13 protein-coding genes are annotated in these 17,399 nt (G+C 71.3%); 7 read left to right on the plus strand and 6 right to left on the minus strand.

Features of this window, described 5'->3' with window-relative positions; all coding sequences use genetic code 11:
* Positions 1 to 158 precede the first annotated feature (158 nt).
* From AB0N73_RS07270 to AB0N73_RS07280, 3 genes are all read left to right on the plus strand, one after another.
* Positions 159 to 1,631 (plus strand): NAD-dependent succinate-semialdehyde dehydrogenase, encoded by a 1,473-nt coding sequence (locus tag AB0N73_RS07270; RefSeq protein WP_363561879.1) that lies wholly within the window; start codon positions 159 to 161, stop codon positions 1,629 to 1,631.
* Between the two features lie 35 nt (positions 1,632 to 1,666).
* Positions 1,667 to 2,548, plus strand: coding sequence for a DUF4436 family protein (locus AB0N73_RS07275; protein ID WP_363561881.1), 882 nt, complete (start codon positions 1,667 to 1,669; stop codon positions 2,546 to 2,548).
* Between the two features lie 89 nt (positions 2,549 to 2,637).
* A complete protein-coding gene (locus AB0N73_RS07280) occupies positions 2,638 to 3,126 on the plus strand; it encodes a DUF4870 domain-containing protein (RefSeq protein ID WP_363561883.1) in 489 nt (162 codons plus the stop codon).
* 163 nt (positions 3,127 to 3,289) lie between these two features.
* On the opposite strand, the gene AB0N73_RS07285 is transcribed toward AB0N73_RS07280, so the two are convergent.
* The 4 genes from AB0N73_RS07285 to AB0N73_RS07300 all read right to left on the minus strand — a co-directional run bounded on the left by AB0N73_RS07285 (position 3,290) and on the right by AB0N73_RS07300 (position 7,634).
* Complete coding sequence (locus AB0N73_RS07285) at positions 3,290 to 4,279, minus strand: hypothetical protein (protein ID WP_363561885.1); 990 nt, start codon at positions 4,277 to 4,279, stop codon at positions 3,290 to 3,292.
* Positions 4,280 to 4,566: 287 nt separating this feature from the next.
* Positions 4,567 to 5,412 carry a carbohydrate ABC transporter permease gene (locus AB0N73_RS07290; protein ID WP_363561887.1) on the minus strand — a complete coding sequence of 282 codons (846 nt, stop codon included), beginning with the start codon at positions 5,410 to 5,412 and terminating at the stop codon, positions 4,567 to 4,569.
* Positions 5,405 to 6,322 carry a sugar ABC transporter permease gene (locus AB0N73_RS07295; protein ID WP_363561889.1) on the minus strand — a complete coding sequence of 306 codons (918 nt, stop codon included), beginning with the start codon at positions 6,320 to 6,322 and terminating at the stop codon, positions 5,405 to 5,407. The genes AB0N73_RS07290 and AB0N73_RS07295 overlap by 8 nt, the downstream gene beginning before the upstream one ends.
* Positions 6,315 to 7,634 carry a sugar ABC transporter substrate-binding protein gene (locus tag AB0N73_RS07300; RefSeq protein ID WP_363561891.1) on the minus strand — a complete coding sequence of 440 codons (1,320 nt, stop codon included), beginning with the start codon at positions 7,632 to 7,634 and terminating at the stop codon, positions 6,315 to 6,317. The genes AB0N73_RS07295 and AB0N73_RS07300 overlap by 8 nt, the downstream gene beginning before the upstream one ends.
* A 226-nt stretch (positions 7,635 to 7,860) precedes the next feature.
* On the opposite strand from AB0N73_RS07300, the gene AB0N73_RS07305 reads away from it, so the two are divergent.
* From AB0N73_RS07305 to AB0N73_RS07315, 3 genes are read left to right on the plus strand one after another with little or no spacing between them, the layout of a single operon-like run.
* Positions 7,861 to 9,282: an LLM class flavin-dependent oxidoreductase gene (locus tag AB0N73_RS07305; RefSeq protein WP_363561893.1), complete on the plus strand. Its 1,422-nt coding sequence runs from the start codon at positions 7,861 to 7,863 to the stop codon at positions 9,280 to 9,282.
* A gap of 28 nt (positions 9,283 to 9,310) precedes the next feature.
* A complete protein-coding gene (locus AB0N73_RS07310) occupies positions 9,311 to 10,537 on the plus strand; it encodes an acyl-CoA dehydrogenase family protein (protein WP_363561895.1) in 1,227 nt (408 codons plus the stop codon).
* Positions 10,534 to 11,802 (plus strand): monooxygenase, encoded by a 1,269-nt coding sequence (locus tag AB0N73_RS07315; protein WP_363561897.1) that lies wholly within the window; start codon positions 10,534 to 10,536, stop codon positions 11,800 to 11,802. Before AB0N73_RS07310 ends, AB0N73_RS07315 begins: the two co-directional genes overlap by 4 nt.
* A gap of 28 nt (positions 11,803 to 11,830) precedes the next feature.
* Here AB0N73_RS07315 and AB0N73_RS07320 read toward each other — a convergent pair whose 3' ends face one another.
* Complete coding sequence (locus tag AB0N73_RS07320; protein ID WP_363561899.1) at positions 11,831 to 13,267, minus strand: helix-turn-helix domain-containing protein; 1,437 nt, start codon at positions 13,265 to 13,267, stop codon at positions 11,831 to 11,833.
* Positions 13,268 to 13,393: 126 nt separating this feature from the next.
* Here AB0N73_RS07320 and AB0N73_RS07325 point away from each other — a divergent pair, with 126 nt between their 5' ends.
* Positions 13,394 to 15,283, plus strand: coding sequence for a phosphoenolpyruvate carboxykinase (GTP) (locus AB0N73_RS07325; RefSeq protein ID WP_363561901.1), 1,890 nt, complete (start codon positions 13,394 to 13,396; stop codon positions 15,281 to 15,283).
* 24 nt (positions 15,284 to 15,307) lie between these two features.
* Here the strand turns inward: AB0N73_RS07325 and AB0N73_RS07330 are convergent, their stop codons facing one another.
* Positions 15,308 to 17,209, minus strand: coding sequence for an ABC transporter ATP-binding protein (locus AB0N73_RS07330; RefSeq protein ID WP_363561903.1), 1,902 nt, complete (start codon positions 17,207 to 17,209; stop codon positions 15,308 to 15,310).
* Positions 17,210 to 17,399: the final 190 nt, after the last annotated feature.

The following is a 17,399-nucleotide window of genomic DNA, read 5'->3' on the forward strand; positions in this document are numbered from 1 at the left end:
TTGACACGCTCTTTGTCAACGAGTTGACAGCGAGGTTGCCTGTACGGGGTGGCGCATGTCGGTCGCCCGGTACGCCATGGTGGCGAGTGCCGCTCACGGTGGACGCCGTGAAGATGAGCAGGTGCCGATGATGGTGCACCGCGAGGCGAGGAGTAGGCATGACCGCAGCGACCGAGACCGATCTGCTGGCGAACGTCCCCGACGGCCTTTTCATCGCCGGGCGGTGGCAGGCCGCCGACGACGCCGCGACCCTCGACGTGCGCGATCCCGCCACCGGGGCCGTCGTCAAGACGATCGCGAGTGCGAGCGTCGCGGACGGCGCCCGGGCGCTCGACGCGGCCGTCGAGGCCTTCCCCGCCTGGGCGGCCACACCCGCACGTGTGCGCGGCGAGATCCTCCGCCGCGCCTTCGATCTGCTGCAGGAGCGCACAGAGGAGTTCGCGCTCCTGATGACGATCGAGATGGGCAAGCCGCTGGCCGAGGCCCGCGGCGAGGTCGCCTACGGCGGCGAGTTCCTGCGCTGGTTCAGCGAGGAGGCCCCCCGCATCTCCGGCCGCTACGGTGCCAACCCGGAGGGCACGGGGCGCATGATCGTCTCGCAGCATCCGGTGGGGCCGTGCTTCCTGATCACGCCGTGGAACTTCCCGCTCGCGATGGCGACCCGCAAGATCGCCCCCGCGCTCGCGGCAGGCTGCACCGTGGTGATCAAGCCCGCCGAGCTCACCCCGCTGACGACGCTGTACTTCGCCCGGCTGCTGCAGGACGCCGGGCTTCCTCACGGCGTCGTGAACGTCATCACGACGTCCGAGTCCGGCGCGGTCTCCGAGCCCATCATCCGCGACCCGCGGTTGCGCAAGCTCTCGTTCACGGGGTCGACCCCGGTGGGCGTGCGTCTGCTGCAGCAGGCGGCGGAGGGCGTGCTCCGCACCTCGATGGAGCTCGGCGGCAACGCCCCGTTCGTCGTGTTCGACGACGCCGACCTCGACAAGGCCGTCGACGGTGCGATGGCGGCGAAGTTCCGCAACATCGGTCAGGCGTGCACCGCCGCGAACCGCTTCATCGTGCACCGCAGCGTCGCCGAGGAGTTCGCGCGCCGTGTGACGGAGCGGGTGCAGGGCTTCCGCATCGGGCGCGGCACGGAGGAGGGCGTGACGATCGGCCCGCTCATCGACGAGCGCGCGGTCGCGAAGGCCGAGCAGCTCGTGGCGGATGCCGTCTCGCGCGGCGCGACGGTGCGCACCGGCGGTGCGGCGCTCGACGGTCCCGGCACCTTCTACGAGCCGACCGTGGTGGCGGACGTCGCCCCGGGCAGCGACATCCTGCGCGAGGAGATCTTCGGGCCGGTGCTCGCGATCATCCCGTTCGACTCCGAGGACGACGCCGTACGTCTGGCGAACGACACCGAGTACGGACTGGTGTCGTACGTCTTCACCGAGAACCTCGCCCGCGGGCAGCGCATGATCGAACGGCTCGAGACCGGGATGATGGGCCTGAACGTCGGCGTCGTCTCGAACGCCGCGTCGCCGTTCGGCGGCTGGAAGAAGTCGGGGCTCGGGCGTGAGGGCGGTGCCGAAGGGATCGCCGAGTACCTCGAGACGAAGTACACGCTGACGCCCGATCCGTTCGCCTGATCGAGCGCCCGCGCCCGCTCTGGCACACTGAACGCGTGACGACACCCGCGCCCGCCCGCCGCCGCTGGTGGCGGCCGCGTCTGTACGGCGTGATTCTCGGGATCGTCGTCGTGTACGCGAGCGTGATCACCCTCTACGCCTTGAGCGGGCAGGTGCGCATCACGCAGGACGCCGCGCCGACGGTCGACGACACCGTGGTCGAGATCGAGACGCGAGCCGTGCACGCGCTCGACCGACAGCTCGAGGTCTCGGTGACCGTCCGGCCCTCCGGCCCACTCGCGCAGGAGTCCCCGCTCGCGTTCGACGAGGACGTCGTGCTGCTCATGATCCCGGTGCGCGGTGAGGGTCAGGTGACCATCCCGAAGGATCAGATCGTGGCCCCCACCGTCGCGAACATCGCCCTCGACGGCTCGATCGATGTCTGGCCGTTCGACCGGTACGAGGCGGACAGCGTCGTCATCCTGCCGGGACACGTGGTGGACGACGAGTTCGAAGCCCTCCAGACCTACTACACGGTCGACGGCGAGGTGCCGGGGTGGGCGGTCACCGTGCAGGTCGTGCAGGAGGCGGAGCTGCCCTTCATCCAGATCACCGCGCAGCGTTCGATCGCGACCATCGTGTTCGCGATGGTGCTGCTCGCGCTCATGATCGTGACGCCCGTGCTGGTGCTCATGGTCGCGATCTCCGCATACCGGGGGCATCGCAAGGTCGAGGCGACGCTCATGAGCTGGATGGGCGCGATGCTGTTCGCCACCATCCCGCTGCGCAACTTCTTCCCCGGTGCCCCGCCCATCGGCAGCTGGGTCGACTACCTCGTCGTGCTCTGGGTCATCGTCGGGCTCGTCACGGGGCTGGCGATCTTCGCCGCCGCCTGGATGCGGTGGACGCCGCGGCCGGACGCGCCCCCGCGCTTCTGAGCGGTCGTCGTGTCCGGCGCGGCGGGTCGCCGGCGCCCGGACCTGTGGATGAGGGGGGTCGGCGCCGGTTCGTGGGGGAGGATGGGCGGATGTCTGATCCGACCCGCACCCCTCCCGGTCCGCCCCCGTACGCGGCGCCCGCCGGAATGCCGGTGGCGCCACCGCCCGGTGCCGCACCCGGATGGGGGCCGCGTCCGTCGACCGGGGTCGTGTCGTGGGCGCTCGGGTTCATCGTGTTCGTGCCGCTCGGGCTGTTCTTCTCGGGCATCGCGATGGCGATCCCGTATGCCTCGCTGCGACGCCGCGGACCCGTCGCGCAGCAGAACGGCCGCGCCGCGCTCAACTGGGGCCTGACCTTCACGCTGCTCTCGTTCGTGCTGCTGTTCCTGCACGTGGTGCTCCTGTTCTCGTTGGCCTACGCCGCCCCGGCGCAGGACTTCTACCCCCTCGGCATCCCGATCACGCTCTACGGTGTGCTGGTGCTCCTGCATGTGGTGCTGGTCATCGTCGGCACGGTCCGTGCCTCCTCGGGCAAGCTCATGCGCGTCCCCTTCGCCATCCCCTTCGTCCGCGCCTGACCTCGCGGGCGCGCCGTGTGGCCCCGGCCCGCCCCAGCCCGCCCATGCCGAGCGCCGCGTGCGGGCGCCGCCCGTGCCGAGCGAGCCCCAGCCCGCCCATGCCGAGTGAGCACTCATTCCGCGAGTGCGCATCCGATCGGGTGCTCACTGGCTGAATGGATGCTCACTCGGTGGGATGGGGGCGGATGCCGAACGAGCGGAGGAGACGGCCGAACGTCTCGGGACTCGACAGATGCGGCATCTGCCAGCGCACGATGCGCTTGCCGGTCGTGCCGCGGATCCAGTCCTCGCGGGCCTTCTCGTCGGCCAGTGCCTGGGCGGGAGCGCGGCCGCGGAGATAGAGCGGGTCGGTGTACTTGAGCGCCCCGTCGAACTCGCCCCACGCCGCGCCCAGATCGAAGTCGACCGCGTAGTCGTGGCCGTGCGGACCGGGCACGGCGACCTGGAGCCCGGGCGGCGCGTATCCCAGGCGGTGCAGGTACAGCCGACTGATGCTCTCGCCGGGACGATCCGCACGCGCATCGGCGAATGCGACCACGAACCGGGCCGCACGGATGCCGCGGGCACCGGGGCGGGCCTCGATCCGGTCGGAGAGGTCGAGACGCAGGTCTTCGCCCGCATCCAGGTCGAGGTCCGGGACCGGATCCGCGCGACCGCGCAGCGCGGTCTGTCGCAGGGCCGCGTCGGCGATCGTGACGGCCGCCTCGGTGAGCAGCGAGCCCGCGAGATCCACCACCGTGCGTGCGAGCGAGGTGACGCCGACGATTCCCTCGTCGATCCACTCGACGTCTGTAGGAGGGAGCGGCATCCGGTGCCGGAGCACCCGGGCGGTGGATCGCGCGGGCCCGTCGACGGTGAGGTGGACGCGCGTCGTGTCGACCCGGAACAGGGGGAGGCCGTGCAAGGCGGCGGCCGTGGCGTGCGAGAAGACGAGCGGAGCGCCGCGTGAGGCGTGAGCCGTCGCCGCGGCAGCCCATCGCGCGCGGTCCTCCGCGTGCAGGCTCGCCCAGGCGTCGCCGATCGCGTACGCACCCGGTCGGATGCGGCGCAGCGAGCCGTCGCGCTGTCGTCGGGACAGACCGTCGTCGGTGTCACCGCGCCGCAGCGCGACGGTGCGCGAGAAGACCTGGTCGTCGAAGTCGGGGAGCCGCACCCGGCCAGCCTGCGCCGCCGCGCCCCCGTGCGCAGCCCATCCACACGGTCCGTGTTCCCGGGCGCCCCACATCCAGGGTGGGGAGGAGAGGTGCCCGCGTCATCCCGCGCCGCTGCCCCGTCACGCCCCGTCCCCCTCCGCCCCGAGTGAGCACTCATTTCGTGAGTGCGCATCCGATCGGGTGCTCGCTGGCTGAACGGGTGCTCACTCGGCGGGAAGGCCCCGGCAGGCGGCAGGTGGCAGGCGGCAGGTGGCAGGTGGCAGGTGGCAGGTGGCAGGCGCGGGGGTCAGCGGACGGAGCCGGCGGTGAGACCGCCGACGAGCCACCGCTGGAAGAACACCGCGGCGGTGAAGACGGGGATGACGCCGATGACCGAGGCCGCGGCGATCTTGCCCATGTGCGGCGTGCGCTCGCCGTAGAACAACGACAGCACCACCGGGAGGGTCTGGGCGTCGGGGCTCTGGGTGAGGAAGGTGGCGAGCAGGAACTCGTTGTAGTTGAGCACCCCGACGATGATCCCGATCGCGGCCAACGCGGGCGCGACCAACGGGGCGACGATCGATATCAGGATGCGGAACGATCCGGCCCCGTCGATGCGCGCGGCCTCCTCGATCTCGGTCGGGAGCTTGCGGAGGAACCCCTCGAGCAGCCAGATCGCCACCGGCGCGTTCACCAGGGCGTAGACGAGCGTCAGCCCCAGCAGGGTGTTGTTGAGGCCCAGCACCCGCAGCAGGGTGAACAGCGGTACGACGGCCACGATCGGCGGCAGCAGCCACGGGCTCATGAGCGTTCCGGCGAGCGTCGCGCCGCCGGTGCGGAAGCGCACGATCGCCCAGGCGCCGGGCAGCGCGATCGCGAGGGTCAGCACGGCGCCCCCGATGGCGGCGACGAGCGAGTTCGCGATGGCGTGCAGGAGGTCGGACTGCGTCAGCACCTCGGCCCAGTTCGACCACTGCGGGACGGCGGGGACCAGGACGCCCTGCCCGGTCTCGTTGCGGCCCATCAGCGAGACCGACACGAGGTACAGCAGCGGGGCGACGAAGAAGATCAGCAGCACCGCGAGGACGATGCTCGCCAGGATGCTGCGGTGATCCGCCCGCGGGCGGGGGCGCGCGAGGAGGACCTCACTCATGATTGGCCTGCAATCTGCGCGCGACCAGCGCGACGGGGAGCGTGACGACCGTGACGAGCACGGCCAGCAGCAGGGTGATGACCGCCGCCTTGCCGACGTCGAACTCGCGCAATGCCGCCTGGTAGATCAGGTACGAGGTCGTCGTGGTCGATTGGCCGGGACCGCCGGAGGTCATCATGAAGATCAGATCGAAGACCTTGAACGCCAGGACGAGGCGGATGAAGAACGCCGCTGCCACGACGCCCGCGATCGAGGGGAGCGTGATGTACCGGAAGAGCCGGATGCCGTGCGCACCGTCCAGTCGGGCGGCCTCCAGCGTCTGCGGGTCTTGCGCGAGCAGGGCGGTGAACACGAGGAGCGCGACGAGGGGCGTCCACTCCCAGACGTCGGCCAGAGCGATGCCGGGCAGAGCCCAGGTGGTCGACGACAGCGGAGCGATCGCGTCGCGCGGCGCCCCGAAGAACCCGAGGACGGTGGCGAGCAGGCCGCCGCCGGGGTTGTAGATCAGCTTCCAGAGGGTGCCGACGATCACCGGAGGCGTGATGAGCGGGAGGAGCAGCAGCGTGCGCACGAGCGACCCGCTGCGCACGGCGCCGTGCAGGGCGAGGGCGGCGACGACGCCGAGCACGAGGCTCGCCACCGACACGCCGAGCGCGTAGCCGAGGGTCCGCCACAGGGTGGCCACCGCATCCGCGTCGCCGAGGACGCTCTCGAACGTCTCGGTCCCCACCCACTCCTGGAAGGGCTTGCCGAGGGAGGACTCGGTGAACGCCGCGCCGACGATGAACAGCAGCGGGTAGACCCCGAGCACGAGCAGTGCGATGACGCTCGGCGCGACGAACAGACGGTGCGCCCACGCCGGCCCCCGAGGGGATCGACGCGGGCGCACCGCGACGGAGGTGTCAGCCAAGGAGCTCTTCCCACTCCTCCTGCGTGGCGTCGAGCGCCTCCTGCGCCGTGACCTCGCCGGCGACGAGCTTGGCCAGCTCATCGGTGAGCACCTCGGCGGCCGCCGTCGCGTTCTTTCCGGTGGGCCAGGCCAGGGCGCCGTCGAGCGTCGCGCGGTTGACGCGCTGCAGGTCGGGATACGCGGTGCCGTACGCCTCGCTCTCGAGCGACGAGATGCGGTTGGGGTCGATGCCGGTCTGCGGGTCGGCGACGATCAGCTCCTCGTTGATCTCGCTCGACGCCGCCCACTCGATGAAGTCTCGAGCGAGCTCGGTCTTCTCGGTGTTCTCGGCGATGACCCAGGTGAAGCCGGCCACGAGCGATGCCCGCGGCTGGGTGTTGTCGCCGCCGACCGGGAGCAGGGTGACGCCCCACTTGTCCTTGACCGTCGAGTCGGGGTTCGTCTGCGAACCGACACCGAGGTCGGTCCAGTTCTCGATGAACGCGGCGTTGCCCGCGTACCAGGCCGAGTTGCCCTCGCCGAACGCGGTCTCGGCGGGCGTCGGGTAGGCCGAGGCGAGCGAGTCGGCGAGCGACTGGGCGGCCGCGACGGCCTCGGGCGAGTTGATGACGGGGGCGCCGTCCGCATCCACGAACTCCCCGCCGAAGCCGGCGAGGCGGTTCGCGAAGCTGGCACCGAGGATGAGGGGCGACTTCTGGCCGAAGATGACGTTGCCGTAGACCCCGTCGGCGCTCTCGTTCTCGGTGATCACGCGCGACTGCTCGACGTACTCGTCCCAGGTGGCGGGCGGGGCGGTGAACCCGTTCCGCTCCAGGATCTCCTTGTTGTAGAACAGCACGTGGGTGTCACCGTCGAAGGGCAGGCCGTAGCGCTTGCCGTCGACCAGGCTGTACGGGTCGTAGATCGACGAGATGAAGTCGTCCTCCTCGATCGCCGGGTCCTCCGCGATCCAGTCGGTGAGGTCCTGGATGGCGCCGGCATCGGCCAGGTCGCCGAGCGAGACGTACCAGGGGGCCGCCACGTCGATCGTGTTGGCGCCGGACTGCTGGTCGAGCGCGAGCGTGTTGCCGATCTCGTCGTACGGCACGATGACGGGGTTGATCTTCACCCCGGTCTCCTCCTCGTAACGCTCGGCGAGCAGCTTCGAGGCGCCCTCGTGCGACGAGATGAGCAGGACGGTGAGCTCCTGGTCGCCGCCGTCAGTCGACCCCGACGACGATCCGCCGGCGCACGAGGCGAGGGTCAGGGATGCCGCCGCGAGCGCGGCGGGGACGGCGAGCCAGCGCAGGGCGCGGCGGGGCGAAGCGGACATGGCGGAGCCTCTCGGGTGGGGTGCGGGGCGGGTGCGGGGCTGTGGTCCGCATCGATCCGTCAGTGTGGAGGCATTCCGGGCCGCGCGCATCGCGCGCCGTAAGGAAGCGACACGCAACGACGCAGTGCGACCTCGCGTGTCGGTGTGTGTCGCGGCGGGTGGGAGGCGTCGGCGACGCGCTGCTACGTTGCCGCGGTGCGCCCGCTACGGCGCGAAAGGAAGCGCGATGACTCAGCAGATCATCCTCAACGCGTTCGAGATGAGCTGCGTGACGCATCAGGCGCCGGGTCTCTGGCGCCACCCCGACAACCGTGCCGACGAGTACAACCGTCTGGAGTACTGGACGGAGCTCGCCCGGCTGCTCGAGCGCGGCGGGTTCCACGCGATCTTCCTCGCCGACGTCCTGGGCGTCTACGACGTCTACCGCGACTCGGCCGCGCCCGCGCTCCGCGATGCCGCCCAGATCCCGGTGGGCGATCCGCTGCTGCAGATCCCGGCGATGGCGGCGGTGACCTCGCGCCTCGGTTTCGGCGTGACCATCGCGTCGACGTACGAGCAGCCGTATTCGCTCGCCCGCACGCTCACGACCCTCGACCACTTCACCGGCGGCCGCGTCGGCTGGAACGTCGTCACGTCGTACCTCGACAGTGCGGCGCGCAACCTGGGGCTCGGCGACCAGATCGCCCACGACGACCGCTACGGCATCGCCGATGAGTTCCTCGACGTCACCTACAAGTTGTGGGAGGGGTCGTGGGAGGACGGCGCGGTGCGCCGCGACCGGGAAGGCGGTGTCTTCACCGACCCCGAGAAGGTGCACCCCATCGCGCACCACGGCGAGCACTTCGACGTGCCGGGCATCCACCTGGGCGAGCCGTCGCCGCAGCGCACGCCGGTCATCTTCCAGGCCGGCGCATCGCCGCGCGGGCAGGAGTTCGCGGCGCGCCACGGCGAGGCGATCTTCATCAACGGCCTCGCGCCCGAACTGACCCGTCGCGTGACCGACAGCATCCGCGAGAAGGCCGAGCGCATCGGCCGGCCGGCCGACAGCGTCAAGATCCTCACCCTCGCGACCGTGATCGTCGCCGAGACGGATGAGCTGGCGCAGGCGAAGTACGACGACTACCGGCAGTACATCTCGCTCGAGGGCGCGCTGGCGCTCTACGGCGGATGGTCGGGCATCGACCTGTCGGCGCTCGACCCCGATCAGCCGCTCACCTACGTCGACACGGATGCCGCGCGCTCCGCGCTGTCGATCTTCACGAAGGCGGACCCGACGCGGCAGTGGACACCGCGCGACATCGCCGAGTACGTGGGCATCGGCGGCATCGGCGCCGTGATCGTGGGAAGCCCCACGACCGTGGCCGACGAGCTGGAGCGCTGGATCGAGGTCGGCGGCATCGACGGCTTCAACCTGGCCTACGTCGTGACGCCCGGCACGTTCGAGGACGTCGTCGACCTGCTCGTGCCGGAGCTGCGTCGGCGCGGCCGCCTCGACGACGGCGGGCGGGACGGCGCCACGCTCCGCGAGCGGCTCTCGGGGGATGCCGTCGTGCCCGCCTGGCATCCCGCCCACGCCTACCGCGGGGCCTACGCGGGACTCCGCTCCGCCGCCGACGGCGGCGCCTCCCTCGTCCCCTCGCAGGCCTGACCCGCCCGCCCATCGCCCAGGAGCAGCCATGACCTCGACCACTCTCACCGGCGCCCGCAGTCCGTGGACCGGCACCGCATCCGCCGACGAGCGCGCGCGCTGGGATGCCGTCGCCACCGGTGTCGCCGAGACGCTCGGCGCCGACGCGCTCGCCCGCGACCGTGCCAACGCGCAGCCCTTCGCGGAGGCCGGCATCCTCCAAGAGTCCGGCCTGACGACGCTCCTCGACCCGGCGGAGTTCGGCGGCGGCGGCGGGCACTGGGAGAGCGCGCTGCGGGCCGTGCGGATCATCGCGCGGACGGATGCGTCGATCGCCCAGGTGCTCGGCTACCACTACATCAACTCGGCGAATATCGCGCTGGTCGCTCCCGCCGAGGAGCGGGAGCGCTGGTACCGCGCCTCCGTGCAGGGGCGGTGGATCTGGGGAGACTCGGTCAACCCCGTCGATCCCAACCTGACGCTGACGGTCGACGGCGACGGCTACCGTCTCAACGGGTTCAAGCGCTACTCGACCGGTTCGGGCGTGGGCGAGGCCCTGCTCATCAACGCCGTGGTCGAGGGCGGCGATCAGGCAGGCGCATTCGCCTACCTCGTGCTGCCCTACGGGCACCCCGGGGTGGAGCTCGTCGACGACTGGGACAACCTGGGGCAGCGGCTCTCGGCCAGCAACACCGTGACCTACCGCGACGTGCGCGTCGACTCGGAGCACGTGCTCGGGTTCGGCACGGACGAGGCCTTCCAGAGCCTCGTCACCCCCGGCATCCAGCTGGTGTTCGGCAACCTCTATCTCGGCATCGCCCAGGGCGCGCTCGCGCAGGCGCGGGAGCTCACCAACGCGCGCGCGAACTCCTGGTTCCTCAGCGGCGTCGACACCTACAGCGAGGACCCCTTCGTGCGCCGGCTCTACGGGGAACTCGTCTCGCGCACGGTCGCGGTGGAGGCCCTGGCGGACCGCGTCAACCGACGCTTCGACGAGGTGGTGGATCTGGGTCACGGTGTCACCGAGGAGCACCGGGCGGAGCTCGCGATCGAGATCGCCCAGCTGAAGGTCGTCTCGAGCGACACCGCGGTCGACGTCGCGAACCGCGTCTTCGAGGCCACCGGCACGAGCTCCACCGCCAACCGCGTCGGGCTCGACCTGCACTGGCGCAACATCCGCACCCACTCGCTCCACGACCCGGTCGACTACAAGAAGCTCGAGGTCGGCGCGCACTTCCTGACCGGCGTCGTGCAGCCGATCTCGCTGTACACGTGAGCGCCGCGGTGGGAACGAGCTTCGCCGACCAGCTGTGGGCGGCGCTGCCGCTCGAGCTCGTCGCGCGCTTCCGTCCGGTCGTCGACCGCATCGCAGCGGATGCGGGGCGCCGCGACCTCGACCGCGAGCTGCCGGTCGAGGAGCTGGCGCTCCTGCGTGAGGCGGGGCTCGGGCGCGCCCGCATCCCGCTCGCCGACGGGGGACTGGGACTGGACTGGCCCACATTCGGGCGGCTGCTGATCGCCGTCTCGGCCGCCGACGCCAACCTCCCGCAGATCCTCCGCGGTCACATCGCCCTCGTGGAGCAGGCGCTCACCAGCGCGGACCGCGCCTTCGCCGACCGCTGGCGCGCCCGCATCGCCGGGGGTGAGATCACCGGCAACGCCTGGAGCGAGGCCTCGGGGTCGACGACCGCCCGGGCCGGCGCCGAGCTCGCCGTCGGCGACGACGGGGTGCTCCGCATCTCCGGCCGCAAGTTCTACACGACGGGAAGCATCTTCGCCGAGTGGACGGATGCGGTCGCGCATCGCATCGCCGACGGTACCGACGTATCGGCGCTCGTGCGGCTCGACCAGCCGGGCGTCACCGTGCTCGACGACTGGGACGGATTCGGGCAGCGTCTGACCGGCACCGGCACGATCGTGTTCGACGGGGCCGCGGTGGATCCGGGCGACGTGCTGCCCGTTCCGGAGCGGTTCGGCTACCAGACCGCGCTGTACCAGTTCGTCCTGCTGAGCGTCCTCGCCGGCATCGCGCACGCGGCGGTCGCCGAGGCCGCGGAGGCGGTGCGCGCTCGCACCCGGGTCTACAGCCACGGCACCGCCGCGCACGCGCGCGACGACGTGCAGATCCAGGCGCTGTTGGGGGAGCTCGCCGCATCCGCTTACGCGGTGGAATCGACGGTCATCGCGGTGGCCGGCGTCCTCGAGGACGCGTACGGCGCGGCGCTCGCGCTCCGCGACGAGCCCGAGGATGCGGCGGCGCGGGAGCGCGCGGCGCGGATCGCCGGACTCGCGGAGGTGCGGGCCGCCCAGGCGCAGTCGTTCGCGACCGGTGCGGTGCAGCAGATCGCCTCGCGTCTGTTCGATGCGCTCGGTGCCTCATCCACCGCGCGGTCCGGTCACCTCGACCGGCACTGGCGCAACGCCCGTACGGTCTCCAGCCACAACCCCGTGCTCTACAAGAACCGGTGGATCGGGGAGTGGGTGCTGAGCGACGTCCTGCCCGATCCGCTGTGGGCGGTGGGCGCCCCGCCCGCGCGCTGAGACATCATTCGCCGGCGGCGGCGGATGCTCACACGTGACGGTCGAGGAACGCATAGACCTCGTTGTCGTCGACGCCGGGGAACGCGCCGCGCGGCAGCGGTGTGAACATCTGCATGTGCACCCGGGCGCTCGGCCAGGCCTTCCCCTCCCAGTGCTGCGCGGCCCCGGTGCGCGGCCGGCGGCAGCACGACTCGTCCGGGCAGGTCGACACCGCGCGCTGCGCCGTCTCGCGCCCACGGAACCACTTGGCGTCGTCGAAGGGCACGCCGACGGTGATCGAGAACTCGCCCTCGGGGGTGGAGCCCGTCTGGGTCGAGCACCAGAAGGTCCCCGCCGGGGTGTCGGTGTACTGGTAGTGCTCGGTCGTGCGGTTCTGCTCGGCGAACGCCGCGCGCGCCGCGAACTTGCGGCACACCATCTGCCCCTCCACCGCACCCGTCACATCCATCGGCAGCGGCAGGTCGTCGTTCTCGTAGACCCGCGACACCGCGCCGTCCCCGTCGACGCGCAAGAAGTGCAGCGGGATGCCGACGTGCTCGGTGAGCAGGTTCGTCATCCGCATCCCGGCCGCCTCGTGCGTGACGCCGAACGCGTCGCGGAAGTCCTCGACCGCGAGGTTGCGGTCCTTCTTGGCCTGCTGCAGGAACGTCACCGCGTTCGTCTGCGGCATGAGGCAGGCCGCCGCGTAGTAGTTGATCTCGAGGCGCTGCTCGAGGAACTCTGCGTAGTCGCGCGGGGGCATGTGCCCCAGGAGCCGGTGCGCCATGGCCTGCAGCGCCATCGATCGCAGGCCGTGCCCGCCGGGGATCGAGGCGGGCGGCAGGTAGATGCGCCCGTTCTCGAGGTCGGTGATCGAGCGGGTCGAGCGGGGGAGATCGCTCACGTAGAGCAGTTCGAACCCGAGCTGCTCGGCCATGATGCTCACGGTGCGGTGGGTGAGGGCGCCGCTGGTGTGACCGGCCGCCTTCAGCTGCTTCTCGGCGAGCGTCTCGATGTCGGCGAGGTGGTTGTTGCGTCCCCGCATCCGCAGGCGCAGATCGGTGTTCGCGCGCCGCGCCTCCTCGGGGGTCGCGATGGCCGCGCGCTCGCGGCGCTGCAGTTCGTGGTGCAGCCCCAGCACGGTCTCGATGGTCTCGTCGCTCAGCGCCTTGGTCACCTTCACCGGCGTGAGTCCGAGCTGGCGGAAGGCGGGGGAGGCTTGCGCGCGCTCGAGCTCGATCTCGAGGGCGGCGCGATGGTTCGGCGGCTCGGTCGAGAGCAGCTCGCCCAGCTGAGTGCCCGTGGCGCCGGCGATCTCCTGCAGCAGCGAGAGCTTCGGCTCGCGTTTGCCGTTCTCGATCAGGCTCAGGTGGCTCCCGGCGACGCCCACCGCGGCGCCGAGCTCGTCCAGCGTCAGGCCCGCGGCGGTCCGGTAGTGCCGGATGCGGTGTCCCAGAGTCGTCAGTTCGATCGTGCTCGCAGTCACGATCCTTGATCATAGTGAAAGATCTGCTTCTTTTTCAGCGACATGGACGTGAAAAGCAGGGTCTTAGGGCGTCAGAGTGGGGGAGAACCCAGGTTCTGACAGCCGAAGACGTCGTTAGGAGCGATCATGGCCCTCGCTGAGACCATCCCCACCACCGGCCGCGCACCCGCCGCCCGCCCCGCCTCCCGCGCCACCTACGGCGAGCGGCCGACGATCGATGGCCCCGGGATGCCGGCGCTGCGGGCCTGGGTCGACGAGATCGCGGCGCTGACCCAGCCCGATCGCATCCACTGGGTCGACGGCTCCCGCGGCGAGAACGAGTACCTGCTGCGCGAGATGGTCGACGAGGGCAAGCTCATCAAGCTCAACCCCGAGTGGCGTCCCGGTTCGTACCTCGCTCGCTCGCACCCGAGCGATGTCGCCCGCACCGAGGGCCGCACCTTCATCGCCTCCGAGAACGAGGCCGATGCCGGACCCACCAACAACTGGGCCGACCCGACCGAGATCCGGGCCACGCTCACCGATCTGTTCGCCGGTTCCATGCGGGGCCGCACCCTGTACGTCGTGCCCTTCTCGATGGGCGCGGTCGGCGGCCCGCTCTCGCACATCGGCGTGCAGATCACGGACTCGGCGTACGCGGTGGCCTCGATCGGCATCATGACGCGGGTCGGGACCGCCGTCGTGGCCGAGATCGCCCAGGGGGCGGCGTGGGTCAAGACCGTCCACTCGGTCGGTGCTCCTCTCGCCCCGGGCGAGGCGGATGTCGCGTGGCCCTGCAACGACGAGAAGTACATCGTGCACTTCCCGGACACCCTCGAGGTGTACTCCTTCGGGTCCGGCTACGGCGGCAACGCCATCCTCGCCAAGAAGTGCTTCGCGCTGCGGATCGCGTCGGTCATCGGTCGCGACGAGGGCTGGCTCGCCGAGCACATGCTCCTCATCCGCGTGATCAGCCCGGAGGGGCGCGCGTTCCACGTGGCGGCGGCCTTCCCCTCGGCCTGCGGCAAGACGAACCTGGCCATGCTCCGGCCCACGATCCCCGGATGGCGGGTCGAGACGCTGGGCGACGACATCGCGTGGTTGCGCCCCGGCGACGACGGGCGCCTGTGGGCGATCAACCCGGAGGCCGGCTTCTTCGGCGTCGCACCGGGCACCGGCGAGTCGACCAACGTCACCGCCGTCGAGACGCTCTGGGGCAACACGATCTTCACGAACGTGGCGCTGCGCCCCGACGGCGACGTGTGGTGGGAGGGGCTGACCGACGAGGCGCCGCCTCACCTCACCGACTGGGAGGGCAACGCCTGGACGCCGGATGCCGGGCGCCCGGCCGCCCACCCGAACTCCCGCTTCACGGTCGCTGCGGCCCAGTGCCCGCAGATCGCCCCGGACTGGGACGCCCCCGAGGGTGTGCCGCTGGATGCCATCCTCTTCGGCGGACGCCGCGCGACGAACGTCCCGCTCGTGGTCGAGGCCACGGACTGGACGCACGGGGTGTTCCTTGGTGCCACGATCTCGTCCGAGCGGACCGCCGCCGCCGAGGGGACGGTCGGCGAGCTGCGCCGGGATCCGTTCGCCATGCTGCCGTTCTGCGGCTACAACATGGCCGACTACTTCGGTCACTGGCTGTCGATCGGCCGCTCGCTGCGCTTCGACCGCGCGCCCCGGGTGTTCCAGGTGAACTGGTTCCGCAAGGGCAGCGACGGCAGCTTCCTCTGGCCCGGATTCGGCGACAACGCGCGCGTGATCGACTGGATCATCCGCCGCGTCGAGGGGCGCGTCCCGGCTCTGGACAGCCCGGTGGGCCGTCTGCCGCGCACCGAGGACCTCAACCTCGCGGGACTCGACATCCCGCAGGAGGACCTCGACGCGCTCTTCGCCATCGACACGGCGTCGTGGCTCGCCGAGACCGAGCTCACCGAGCAGTTCTTCGACACGTTCGGCGACCGCGTGCCCTCGGCACTGCGCGCCGAGGTCGAGGCGCTGCGCTACCGGCTCACCCGCGCCCGCGCCGAGTAGTCCGCGGGCCGGGTGCGGCGCGGGTCAGACCAGCAGCTGGTGCTTCGCGAGGTCGCGGTACAGCGGCACGCTGGCGACGAGCTCGGAGTGCGTGCCCTGGCCGACGACCCGGCCGTGGTCCATGACCACGATCACATCGCTGTCGACGACGGTCGACAACCGGTGGGCGATGACGATGAGCGTGCGCCCCTCGGCGACCGCGTCGATGGCCTCCCTCATCCGCTGCTCGTTGAGTCCGTCGAGCGACGACGTGGACTCGTCGAGGAGCAGGATGGGGGGCGCCGCGAGCAGGGCGCGGGCGATCGCGAGCCGCTGGCGCTCGCCGCCCGAGAGCATGACGCCGCCCTCGCCGACGGGGGCGTCGAGACCGAGCGGGGAGCGGTCCAGCACCTCGCCGAGGTTCACCTCGCGCAGCACCCGTTCGCATGCCGCGTCGGTGGCGTCGGGCGAGGCGAGACGGAGGTTGTCGCCGATCGTGCCGGCGAGCGTCGGGGCGTCCTGCTCGACGTACCCCAGGCGGGAGCGCAGGTCGGCGCGCTCCAGCGCGCGGATGTCGCCGCCGTCCAGCAGAATGGCCCCACCGGTCGGGTCGTAGAAGCGCTCGATCAGGCTCAGCGTCGTGCTCTTGCCGGCGCCGGAGGGGCCGACCAGCGCGACCCGAGCACCCCGCGGCACACGGAACGACACGCCGCGGAGCACCTCGTCATCCGGGCTCGCGGCGCCGGCGAGCTCGAGCGCGGAGGTGTCGACGCGGGCATCCGAGAGCAGCGTCTTCGCTTCGGCCTCGCTCTTCTGCCGCGCCGCGATGACGGCGGCGGGGTAACGGAAGTGCACGTCGCGGAACTCGATCGCGGCCGATGCGTCGGCCGCGACGCTGCGGCCCGCCGCATCCGCGATCGTCGGGTCGTCCTGGGTCTCGGTGGGAAGATCCAGCACCTCCTGGATGCGGCCGAGCGCACCGAGCGCCTGGTTGACCGAGGTGATCGCGCCGAAGAACGATCCGAGCGGCTGGATGAGGAAGAAGAGGAACATCACGAAGGTCACGAGGCTCGCGATCGTGATCGCCCCGTCGGCGACGCGGAAGCCGCCCACGCCCAGCACCACGAGCAACGAGAGCTGCAGCGCGATGCCGGCGATCGGGACGACGAGCGCCGACGCCTTGGCGATCCGCACCCCGATGCCGTAGGCGTCGTCGGCGAGGGCGGTGACCGCGGCCTGTTCGCGCTCGTCGGCGCCCGAGGCGCGAACGGTGCGGATGGAGCCGACGGCGCGCTCCACACCCGACGCGAGCTGCCCCACCTTCTCCTGCTGCTCGGAGGTGGCGCGACGGATGCGGCCGCTCAGCACCGAGACGACGGCGATCGAGAGACCGATCACGACGAGGATCAGCAGGAGCAGCAGCGGGTCGATCAGGAGCATCGCGATGATCGCGCCCACGAACAGCAGCACATTGCCGACCGAGTCGGCCAGGCCCTGGGTGAGGACGGCGTAGAGCAGCGTCGTGTCGGTGCCGACACGAGAGACGAGGTCGCCGGTGCGTCGCGCGTCGAACTCGCGGATGGGCAGGTGCAGGATGCGGGCGATCAGCCGCCGGCGGCTGGAGAGCACGACGGCCGTGCCGGTGCGCTGCAGCAGGTAGTGCTGGTAGCCCGAGAGCACCGACGACACGACGACGAGCGCGATGAGGATCCACACCAGGGTGCCGAGCGTGTCGCCCGCCTGCACGCGCGAGATGACCTCTCCCACCAGCAGCGGCTGTGCGAGCGTGGTGACCGCCGCGAGGACGCTGAGGACGCCGACGAGCACGAGCACGCGGGAGTGCTCGAACAGGAACGGCAGGAGCTGGCGCAGGCTCGCCCGGGGTCCGTCGTCCTTGGGTGGGCGGGCGAACGGGCTGCGGCGGGGTGCGGGGGCGTCGGTCGACATGGGCGTACCTCGTTCGTGCAAAGGGTGTCCTTCGACCGTACTTCACCCACCCCCCAGAACCGCGAGACAGCAACCCCGCGCCGAGACCGTGGGTTTGATCCACCCGGGGGGGGCGCGGCGGGGGTGTGGCGGGGGGGGGGGGGGGGTGTTTGGTGGGGGGGGGGGGGGGGCGGGGGTGTGTTGGGTGTTG

Source organism: Microbacterium sp. NPDC089189, from assembly GCF_040685095.1.
Lineage (GTDB): Bacteria > Actinomycetota > Actinomycetes > Actinomycetales > Microbacteriaceae > Microbacterium.

Coding starts and splice junctions, on each gene's coding strand:
- AB0N73_RS07270 (WP_363561879.1), top strand. CDS start 159: ATGACCGCAGCGACCGAGACCGATCTGCTGGCGAACGTCCCCGACGGC.
- AB0N73_RS07280 (WP_363561883.1), top strand. CDS start 2,638: ATGTCTGATCCGACCCGCACCCCTCCCGGTCCGCCCCCGTACGCGGCG.
- AB0N73_RS07290 (WP_363561887.1), bottom strand. CDS start 5,412: ATGAGTGAGGTCCTCCTCGCGCGCCCCCGCCCGCGGGCGGATCACCGC.
- AB0N73_RS07300 (WP_363561891.1), bottom strand. CDS start 7,634: ATGTCCGCTTCGCCCCGCCGCGCCCTGCGCTGGCTCGCCGTCCCCGCC.
- AB0N73_RS07305 (WP_363561893.1), top strand. CDS start 7,861: ATGACTCAGCAGATCATCCTCAACGCGTTCGAGATGAGCTGCGTGACG.
- AB0N73_RS07310 (WP_363561895.1), top strand. CDS start 9,311: ATGACCTCGACCACTCTCACCGGCGCCCGCAGTCCGTGGACCGGCACC.
- AB0N73_RS07325 (WP_363561901.1), top strand. CDS start 13,394: ATGGCCCTCGCTGAGACCATCCCCACCACCGGCCGCGCACCCGCCGCC.
- AB0N73_RS07330 (WP_363561903.1), bottom strand. CDS start 17,209: ATGTCGACCGACGCCCCCGCACCCCGCCGCAGCCCGTTCGCCCGCCCA.